Below are 9,960 nucleotides of genomic sequence, written 5' to 3' on the forward strand. Positions count from 1 at the left end.
TCTCTCAGCTATTTTTATATCATTATGATTAGACAAAGTTATAGAGCGGGCAATCATGTTAATAAAAACTAATTTCTCAAATTTTTTCCATTACTAATCAATTTTTGGAAGACTATTCTCCTACTTTTTCAGCAAGCCCTAAATAACTCGCAGCCTTGCCAGCGCAGATGCTCGTCAATGACGGGTAAACCATTGACAACCTCAATTGGATGAGCAGCCAAAACATCGTGCAATAAAGGATGATTTCGAGCGTCTAACTGACTACCAGTGGCAACCCAAATTCGGTCGATCGATTGATGATGAATGCACTCATGTACGGCAGAATTATCGCAATGTACCTGCCAACCATCATCATTCCATTTGACTTGAGATACACCACATTGCTCGTAGAATTCAATCTGACTATCTCGTTCCAATCGCCGCAATTGAGACAGTACCATTGGAGTCATCGAGCCGCCATTTCGCGCTTGTTGAATCATCTGCCAGCGAGTATGTAAATCTGGTTCTGCCCAGAAACCTTTGAGATATTTCGGCCCGATCCAACCAGGATCGGCATCGAATAGTTTGTCATAAACATTGCGGCGAGACATTAATAGCACCTGTGCGCCGCGTTCGACTGCCCCTAACGCTAGATGTCCGCTGGTTAGACCTCCGCCGACAATTAGGACTCTTTCTCCCTGGAGATGCAATCCTCGCAGGTCTACTTGATGGGAATGCAAGAGCCGATCCTGGGGATAATTTGTCGGAATTTGCCCCACCCAGTCAGGGAGATTCGGCACGGCTCCACCATTAGCAATGACCACTCTACGGGCGATAATAGTTTGCCCATTGGATAAGTGTAAACAGAAGCGAGAACGACCGCGATTCTCCGCTGGAGAGGCTACGCCAACGATAATCGGTTCGACTCGAACAACTTGAGCTGGATAGACGCAATCTTCCAATTGCCACCGCCGAATCGTTTCCTGGCAGAAATCTCGAAATAGTTGAGTTCCTGGCAAGTCGTAGGGGGCGAATAAGTCGTGAGGGCGTGATTCGGCAAATGTCCGCAGGGCATGAGGATCGGGATCTGGCTGATGGACGGCTGGCGATCTCAAGTGCGGGATCTCGAAGGCGGCAAACTGATGATGCCATCGATTCATCCAGGTACCACTGGGATCGAAGACGCGGAACCGTCCGCGCATGGATTTCTTTTTCTGTAATAGATGCGTCACGAGCGTCAGCGCGTGAGGGCCAGCCCCAACAATTGCCAGATTGATGAATTCGGGGAGCGTCGCTAATGGATCGAGCATGGATGAATTGTTCGCTAATTGACAAGAATGATTATCATTCTATCTATTAAACTAGCGAAGAGACTTTTCGGTTATTTATTTGGTAGAGTTTTTTCGATCGCTAAAAGAGGGGAAGGTAAATATTAATTCACCCTTTCCCCCTCTACAACAGCTCAAAAAACTCCAGCGTGAAAACGCAACTATGAAGTCAGAACAGGGGTTCCGGCTGGTTGGGCGATCGGCATTTTGCCCAATTTCACACCATCTGGATAGTACTCCCAACCATCTTTGATCTTAATTTCAGCATCCCAAGGTAGTTTATATTTGCCCTCGGCGAGATCGCGAACCCAGGTGAGATAATTCTCGCGTTCGCCACCAGGTTTGCCAACATACCCGCGACAACCAAGGTTGAAAACATTATTTTCTAACGCCCAGCTTTTGCGTGCTTCATCTACAAGGCGAGGGAATAATTCGGCGGTAACAATTTCCCAAGGATTGCGATGTCCTTGCTGAATAACATTGCCATCATAGTTACAAACAGTGCCTTCCCCGAAGTAGTAGAACACCTCATCATAACCAGCAAGGTTGACTGAAATTGTATACATCAGGTTTTGCCATGCATTGGTGCGATTAGTCCAAATCCATTGGTCGTTCACTTGAGTGGAATAACCAGAGATGCGGATATACACGTTACAGCCCTTGTAAGCAGCCTCCCGCGCTAACTCAGGGAACATCCCATCGTGGCAGATACAAACTGCTAATTTCGACCCTTTTGGGCCATCACAGACGGGCATTCCATAGTTCCCTGGATACCAAGGTTCAATGGGCACCCACGGTTGCAATTTACGGTAATGAAGGGCGATTTCACCTTTGTCGTTAATAATAATGGCGGTGTTAAAGGGAGGTAACCCTTCAACATCATTTTTTTCCATCAATGAGAATACGCCCCACACTTTATTGCGGATACATGCGGCCCGAAATTGGTCAATTTCAGGACTGTCAACCGTCAATAGCATCTCATCGTATGTCCAGATTTTTGTGTTCAAGCCCTGAGTTGAATACTCTGGCATCACAATCAAATCTAAACCGGGATAACCTGCTTTTGTATTGTCAACTGTTCGGCAAATCTGTTTGACCTGAGTTTGGATATCCTCTGGCCCGCGAATGACGGGTACGGGATATTGAATCATTGCAACTAGGAGTGATTCACTCCAAGAACTAACGCTACCAGTACTACCCATTTTGGCTGCTCTTCCTTTCAAATTGGATTTAGCATTTTCAATTTATGACAACCCAACGTTGAAATCTGTTGTGGGGGCTACATTTTGATAATGATTATCATTCTATAAATGCCGAGTGAGCTAGCCCAGCTAGCTCTCGATCTGGCAAGCGATAGCGAAGGCTCTACGGGTAATCGATCGAGCAGAAGAGCGATATTGTTATTTGGATCGGCATGATTATCATGATTATCTGTCAAATTATCTAAAGATCCGATATCATGATAATGATTATCGTTATTGTAATAATGGTTCGCCTCAGATTGATATGTCGCCAGTCTCCCAGCCACTACCACCAGCACTGGATCGAATCATCCAACGTTTCCAACAAATATCGGAATCAAAACGGCGGTATGAGTACCTGCTCCACTTTGCCAAACGTCTTCCGGCGTTCCCCGAAGACCAGAAAATCCCTGAGAATCGAGTTAGCGGCTGTGCATCACAAGTTTATGTAATTGCGACGGTTGATGCGGGAAAAGTCAGCTTTCAGGGCGATTCTGATGCCCAAATTACGAAGGGATTAGTGGGTTTATTAGTGGAAGGATTGGATGGGTTGACTCCTACAGAAATTATGCAATTAACGCCGCATTTTATTCAGCAAACTGGACTAGATGTGAGCCTGACTCCCTCTCGCGCTAATGGTTTTTATAACATTTTTCAGATGATGCAAAAGCGGGCATTAGTTTGTCACTTGACGGAGACTTATTCGCATTAAGGAGACAATTATGTCCAATTTAGTCGCACAGAGTTGTCTAGATTCAGTGTTGAAGTCTCAAGCTGAAATACCTGTGACGATCGTGACGGGTTTTCTGGGGAGTGGAAAAACAACACTACTCAACCATATTCTTAATAATCGGCAGGGTTTGAAAGTTGCGGTAATTGTGAATGAATTTGGGGATATCGATATTGATTCACAACTATTAGTAGCTGTGGATGAAAATATGGTGCAACTAGCTAATGGCTGTATTTGCTGCACGATTAATCAAAGTTTAGTTGATGCAGTTAAGGCTATTGTAGATCGGGCTGAATCAGTGGATTATCTGGTAATTGAAACGACAGGGATTGCCGACCCATTGCCGATCGTGCGAAGCTTTACCACTACCGATTTACAGCAGGTGACTAGGCTGGATTCGGTACTAACGCTGGTAGATGCAGCATCATTTACGTCCGAGCATTACCGCAGTGAAGCGGCGTTAAATCAACTGATTTTCGGAGATATTATTCTGTTGAATAAGACCGATTTAGTTGCTCCTGAAGTTGCGATCGAATTGGAAGAATATATTAAATCGATCGCCCCAAAAGCTAGAGTTATTACTACTGAATATGGGCGAGTACCATTGACATTAATTTTAGATTTAGGGTTCAAGTATACTCTTAAATCGTCCGAATCGAGTCACGAGCATTCTCATCATCTAGAAAATGATGGATTCATCGCAGTTTCATTTGAGAGCGATGCGCCGTTGATTTTGCCTAAGTTTCAGGATTTTCTCGATCGATTACCTTCAGATATTTATCGAGCTAAAGGTATCTTCAAATTTCAGGGTAGCCAATTGCGTTATGTTCTCCAAATGAGTGGGAAACGTTATGAGATCCAGAGCGTTCAGGCGGAATCATCGATCGCCAGTCGTTCTCCACCACCTAATGCTAATCAACTAGTATTTATTGGACGAAACTTGAACGCTGAGGCAATTAGAACGCAATTAACTGAATGCCTTGCTATTTAATTTAAGAAATTTACATGACCCAAACAATAACGCATCCAGCCACAGCTACGCTCGAAGTTCCCAAACGGGGAATGCCTGTGACGATTATTACTGGTTTTTTGGGTAGTGGTAAAACTACGCTATTAAATCATATTTTAAGCGATCGACAGGGCTTAAAAATTGCAGTGTTAGTTAATGAATTTGGCGATATCAATATCGACAGTCAATTGCTAGTATCTGTGGATGAAGGGATGCTAGAACTTAGCAATGGTTGTATTTGTTGCACCATTAATGAAGATTTAGTTGAAGCAGTATATAAGATCCTGGAGCGCGAAGATCGGATTGACTACATGGTGATTGAGACTACTGGAGTCGCCGATCCATTACCGATTATCTTGACATTCTTGGGCACAGAATTACGGGACATGACGCGATTGGATTCGATCGTGACGATGGTTGATTCTGAGACATTCACTCCCGAACACTTTGATAGTGAAGCAGCATTCAAACAGATTACCTATGCTGACATTACAATTTTAAATAAGACGGATCTAGCAAGCACCGAACAAATATTGAATTTAGAATCTTATATCAAATCGGTCAAAGAAGGTGCAAGAATCCTGCATAGCAAGCATGGGCAAGTCCCACTAAATCTAATTCTAGATGTAGAATACAATAACCCAAATGATTATGCAGATTTAGTTAAAGAAGAGATTTCGCAAAGCGAAGGCTACGCCAACGAACAGACTGAGCAAGATAGTCACAAACATCACGCTCACGAACATGATAATCATGGATCTCATGATGCTCATAAACACGAACATGCACATGCACATGAAAAACATGATACTCATAATCACGATCGTCATGCTCATGAACATCATCATCACCATTCCAGCCATTTAGATAATGATGGCTTTGTCTCGATCGCATTTGAAGGAGATCGTCCTTTTGATGTCAAGAAATTTGAAACGTTCTTACAAGTATATTTACCTTCGGAAGTCTTTCGTGCCAAAGGAATTCTGTGGTTTACAAGTAGTGAAGATCGGCATATTTTTCAACTTAGTGGTGCGCGATTTAATCTCAATGGTGAGCCGTGGCAATCTGTACCTAAAAATCAGCTTGTGTTTATCGGACGCAACCTAGATGCAGATAATCTGCGACAGCGTTTAACAGATTGCTTTGCCTAATTTTAGTTGTCAATTAAACCGTAAATTTCCAATCATCCAATCTAAAACTTACTCATGACATTATCAATTTCACCTGACGATATCCGTAAGCAACTCATTAGCACTGAATCCAAACCCCCTGTATCTGAAGCAGAAATGCAGCAAGCAGTGAGGACACTGCTAATTGGGCTAGGTGAAGATCCAGATCGAGAAGGACTACTCGACACACCCAAACGGGTTGTTAAAGCCCTTAAATATCTGACTTCTGGCTATAATCAATCGCTGGATGAATTGCTCAATGGAGCGGTGTTTCATGAAGATGCAAATGAAATGGTACTAGTACGAGACATCGATTTATTTAGTTCTTGCGAACACCACATTTTACCAATTATCGGACGCGCTCATGTTGCGTATATTCCCAATGGGAAGGTAATTGGTTTGTCTAAAATCGCCCGTATTTGTGAAATGTATGCCCGTCGATTGCAAGTACAAGAGCGGTTGACTTCCCAAATTGCTAATGCAATTCAGGGGTTATTAAAGCCGCAAGGTGTGGCGGTGGTGATTGAAGCGACGCACATGTGTATGGTGATGCGCGGGGTGCAGAAGTCTGGTTCTTGGACTGTGACGAGTTCGATGCAGGGTGTATTTGCGGAGGATGGCAGAACTCGTCAGGAGTTTATGGATCTCATTCGTCACCGTCCGTCTTTTCATTAGGGTTTTGGGGTGGTGGCGGGGATCTACCCACCCCACTGGGCGGGGAACCCAACCAGCAGCCCTACGGGCACCCCTCTCTTGAAAAGGTGCTCTACTTGGGGAAACAAGCGAGCTTTGTGGGGGAAGCTTCCCCCACAAACGTCGCGCCCCAAGACCGCACTTTTCGTTCCAAGGAGGGGATTTTACCTCTAGTTTTTGGGAAAAGGTGGGGTAAGCCAATTACGGATAGCAAAAGTATCTCTTTTTAATATTCAATTTATTTATGCTAGATATACTCGATGCACCACCGCAGAAGTTACCTGTAACGATCGTGACGGGATTTTTGGGTAGCGGTAAAACTACGTTGCTCAATCATATCATTCAAAATTTTGAGGGCTATAAGGTTGCTGTTTTAGTCAATGAATTCGGGGATATTAACATCGATAGCCAATTGTTAATTAAAGTTGGTGACGATGAAGATAAAAATACGATCGAACTGACGAATGGCTGTATCTGCTGTACTATTAATGATGATTTTGCTGATGCGGTATATCGGATCTTGACTAGACGCGATCGAATTGATTATCTGGTAATTGAAACGACAGGTGTTGCCAATCCATTACCGATCGCCATGACGTTTTTAGGTACTGAGCTACGAGATTTTACGCATTTAGATTCGATCGTCACTGTCGTGGATGCGGAATCTTTTACACCGATCGAACACTATAATAGCGATGTGGCGATCGACCAGATCTTTTGTGGTGATATTATCATCCTCAATAAAACCGACTTAGTTTCTGAGGAAAGAGCAAATAAGGTCGAAGACTTTTTGAAGTCTGTTAAAGAAGGGGCGCGAATTTTGCGATCGGCACATAGCATAGTTCCACTATCTCTGCTGCTCGATACTAATCTTTCAGATCCAGACTTTTTTGATAAGGCTATGACAGATATTGATGTAGATTCTCAGCATCTGAATAATGACGGATTTATGTCGATATCCTTTCAAAGCAATCGTCCGATTGTGCTCAAGAAGTTTCAACAGTTCCTCGATCATCAATTACCAGAAAATGTATTTCGGGCAAAGGGGATTCTCTGGTTTGATGAAAGTCCACTCCGGCATATATTTCAACTGAGTGGTAAACGGTTCTCGATCGATGATAGTGAATGGGTCGATCCGCCGAAAAATCAAATGGTCTTAATCGGACGCAAACTCGATAAACTTTTCCTCATGCAAAGTCTCAATAACTGTTTAGGGTAGTAATAAATATGACTTGGATCGATCGACTGAAATTCAATGAAAATGGATTAATTCCAGCAATTGCTCAAGATTACCAGGACGGGGCAGTATTGATGATGGCGTGGATGAATAAAGAATCGATCGAGCAAACATTAGCCACCAAAGAAGCTCACTACTGGAGCCGATCTCGTGCCGAACTTTGGCATAAGGGCGCAACTAGTGGGCATATCCAAAAAGTTAAATCTGTTTACTACGATTGCGATGCCGATACTCTGCTATTAAAGATCGAACAGGTGGGTGATGTTGCTTGTCATACGGGGGTAAGGAGTTGTTTTTTCAATGAAGTATCAGGGGTTTAATTCCACGTCTTAATACAGTCAATATTTACCATGAGCATCACAATCTACAACACATTAACTCGATCGAAACAGCCATTTACCCTCCTCGAACCAGGTAAAGTTACAATGTATTGCTGTGGCGTAACTGTGTATGATGATTGCCATTTAGGTCATGCTAGATCTTATATCGGCTGGGATGTGGTGCGGCGGTATTTACAATGGCGCGGCTATCAGGTGCGTTATGTCCAAAATTTTACCGATATTGATGACAAGATTTTGAATCGGGCTAAGGCGGAAAATAGCTCGATGGCGGCAATTGTCGATCGATATATTGCGGCTTATTTTACAGATATGCGACGGCTGAATATTCTCGATGCCGATGAATATCCCCGCGTCACCGAACATATTCCCGCCATCCACGATCTGATTCAATCTTTGGAAGCTAAAGACTATGCCTATGCTGTAGATGGCGATGTTTATTACAACGTCAGCAAGTTTGAGGAATATGGCAAACTGTCTGGGCGAAAATTGGAGCAGATGCAAGCGGGAGCGGGGGGACGAGTCGATCCCAACGATCCAAAATCCAAGAAACAAAACCCTTTTGATTTCGCGCTGTGGAAGGCTGCCAAGCCCGATGAACCCGCCTGGGATTCGCCTTGGGGCAAAGGTAGACCTGGATGGCATATCGAGTGTTCGGCGATGATTCGGGCGCGGCTGGGGGAAAGTATCGATATTCATGGCGGTGGTGGCGATTTGATATTTCCTCACCATGAGAATGAAATCGCTCAGTCAGAAGTGTTGACGGGTAAGCCGTTGGCGAATTATTGGCTGCACAATGGCATGGTGACGGTGAATGGTGAAAAGATGTCTAAATCTTTGGGCAATTTCACCACGATTCGCGATTTGTTGGATGGAAAATGGGTGGGATGTCCACATCAGATCGATCCGATGGCAATTCGACTATTTGTACTTCAAGCCCATTACCGCAAGCCGTTAGATTTTACTGAGATGTCAATTACGGCGGCTGAGAATGGCTGGCAAACCCTCAAGGATGCTTTGACTCTGGATTGGCAAAAGATCGACCTTACTTTCGATCGAAGTTCGGGAGATTTTGATGTAAATGCGCTCAACCAATTTCAGACGGCGATGGATGATGATTTTAATACAGCGGCTGGATTAGCGGTGTTATTTGAGTTAGCTAAATCGCTCAAACGAGAGTTTAATTTGCGCTGTTATGAAAGCTTACAAGAGTTATCAGAAATTCAATTACAACAGAAATCACGGACATTAATTCATCTAGCTCAGGTGTTTGGATTAGAGGTTCAAGCGCAAGCACAGACTGGATTAGAGATTGATTCCGTGTGGATCGAATCACTGTTGCAACAACGGCAACAAGCACGAGCCGAAAAACGTTATGCCGAAAGCGATCGCATCCGCGATGAACTACTGGCAGTGGGGATTACACCGATCGATCGACCCGATGGACAAATAAGGTGGCAGCGATCGATATAATTTAAAATTTTGGGACGATCGTTTGACAATCCATTGTAAAGAATATCTAAAACGATCGATACCCAAAAATCTTTTTCAATATAAGTTGCAACTGGATCTAACTCTTGAGCCGTCGCCTCGAACACGTCTCGACGATTACCTCCGGTAGGCTATGCCAACGCTTGCTGACAAGGCTAGGAATTGCTGAAATCTTTCATTCACGCACTCACCAGCCGTTCGTCACAAACGTTCCGCACGATTGCACTAGGCGCAGGCTTTGCCAACGATCTCATCCACGCAAATTATCAACACCCTTCATTAAGTCTGCTTTGACGAGATCGGGAGTATTCGATCTCAATGTATCGATCGCGTTTGGATCTCTGGCTGCATCTTTACTCAACCACGATAAAGCACGGATAACGCGATCGCCTGGACGATCGATCCACTGGGCGATCTTTACTCGATCTACAGCCGCACGATTCCCCAAGTCGAGGAAGTCTTTTGGGGTAAATACCCATTTTCCACGACCATGTGCTCTAACGCGCCGCAGGATTCTGATGACAAGGCTGTGCATTTAGGGCGAAGTCGATCGATTCATTCTAAAGAAAATAGTTTTTTCAGCTTTCTGAATTGCAGGTCTAAATAGGGCTTGCTGAAAAAGTAGGAGAATAGTCTTCCAAAAATTGATTAGTAATGGAAAAAATTTGAGAAATTAGTTTTTATTAACATGATTGCCCGCTCTATAACTTTGTCTAATCATAATGATATAAAAATAGCTGAGAGA

At 43.8% G+C, this 9,960-nt stretch carries 10 protein-coding genes; 7 read left to right on the top strand and 3 right to left on the bottom strand.

The genetic code is table 11. From position 1 onward, the window contains the following. Positions 1 to 128: 128 nt before the first annotated feature. Positions 129 to 1,289 carry an FAD/NAD(P)-binding protein gene (locus ACEW9I_RS24240; RefSeq protein WP_373542901.1) on the bottom strand — a complete coding sequence of 387 codons (1,161 nt, stop codon included), beginning with the start codon at positions 1,287 to 1,289 and terminating at the stop codon, positions 129 to 131. Positions 1,290 to 1,468: 179 nt separating this feature from the next. Next, on the bottom strand, positions 1,469 to 2,509 hold the full coding sequence (locus tag ACEW9I_RS24245; protein WP_373542910.1) for a formamidase: 1,041 nt from the start codon (positions 2,507 to 2,509) through the stop codon (positions 1,469 to 1,471). A 304-nt stretch (positions 2,510 to 2,813) separates the two neighbouring features. Between ACEW9I_RS24245 and ACEW9I_RS24250 the strand changes: the two genes are divergently transcribed. The 7 genes from ACEW9I_RS24250 (at position 2,814) to cysS (ending at position 9,197) form a co-directional block, all read left to right on the top strand. Beyond that, positions 2,814 to 3,260: a SufE family protein gene (locus ACEW9I_RS24250; protein WP_373542902.1), complete on the top strand. Its 447-nt coding sequence runs from the start codon at positions 2,814 to 2,816 to the stop codon at positions 3,258 to 3,260. A 10-nt stretch (positions 3,261 to 3,270) separates the two neighbouring features. Then, on the top strand, positions 3,271 to 4,269 hold the full coding sequence (locus tag ACEW9I_RS24255; RefSeq protein WP_373542903.1) for a GTP-binding protein: 999 nt from the start codon (positions 3,271 to 3,273) through the stop codon (positions 4,267 to 4,269). Between the two features lie 14 nt (positions 4,270 to 4,283). Beyond that, positions 4,284 to 5,438 carry a GTP-binding protein gene (locus ACEW9I_RS24260; RefSeq protein ID WP_373542904.1) on the top strand — a complete coding sequence of 385 codons (1,155 nt, stop codon included), beginning with the start codon at positions 4,284 to 4,286 and terminating at the stop codon, positions 5,436 to 5,438. Positions 5,439 to 5,492: 54 nt separating this feature from the next. Beyond that, positions 5,493 to 6,131 (top strand): GTP cyclohydrolase I FolE, encoded by a 639-nt coding sequence (gene folE / locus ACEW9I_RS24265; protein ID WP_373542905.1) that lies wholly within the window; start codon positions 5,493 to 5,495, stop codon positions 6,129 to 6,131. Between the two features lie 262 nt (positions 6,132 to 6,393). Then, positions 6,394 to 7,368, top strand: coding sequence for a GTP-binding protein (locus ACEW9I_RS24270; protein ID WP_373542906.1), 975 nt, complete (start codon positions 6,394 to 6,396; stop codon positions 7,366 to 7,368). An 8-nt stretch (positions 7,369 to 7,376) separates the two neighbouring features. Next, positions 7,377 to 7,706, top strand: a complete 330-nt coding sequence (hisI, locus tag ACEW9I_RS24275; RefSeq protein ID WP_373542907.1) for a phosphoribosyl-AMP cyclohydrolase — start codon at positions 7,377 to 7,379, stop codon at positions 7,704 to 7,706. Positions 7,707 to 7,736: 30 nt separating this feature from the next. Continuing rightward, a complete protein-coding gene (gene cysS / locus ACEW9I_RS24280) occupies positions 7,737 to 9,197 on the top strand; it encodes a cysteine--tRNA ligase (RefSeq protein WP_373542908.1) in 1,461 nt (486 codons plus the stop codon). A 268-nt stretch (positions 9,198 to 9,465) separates the two neighbouring features. On the opposite strand, the gene ACEW9I_RS24285 is transcribed toward cysS, so the two are convergent. Continuing rightward, positions 9,466 to 9,750, bottom strand: a complete 285-nt coding sequence (locus ACEW9I_RS24285) for a hypothetical protein (RefSeq protein ID WP_373542909.1) — start codon at positions 9,748 to 9,750, stop codon at positions 9,466 to 9,468. Between the last annotated feature and the right edge of the window lie 210 nt (positions 9,751 to 9,960).

The sequence above is a fragment of the Chamaesiphon sp. genome (assembly GCF_041738855.1).
Lineage (GTDB): Bacteria > Cyanobacteriota > Cyanobacteriia > Cyanobacteriales > Chamaesiphonaceae > Chamaesiphon.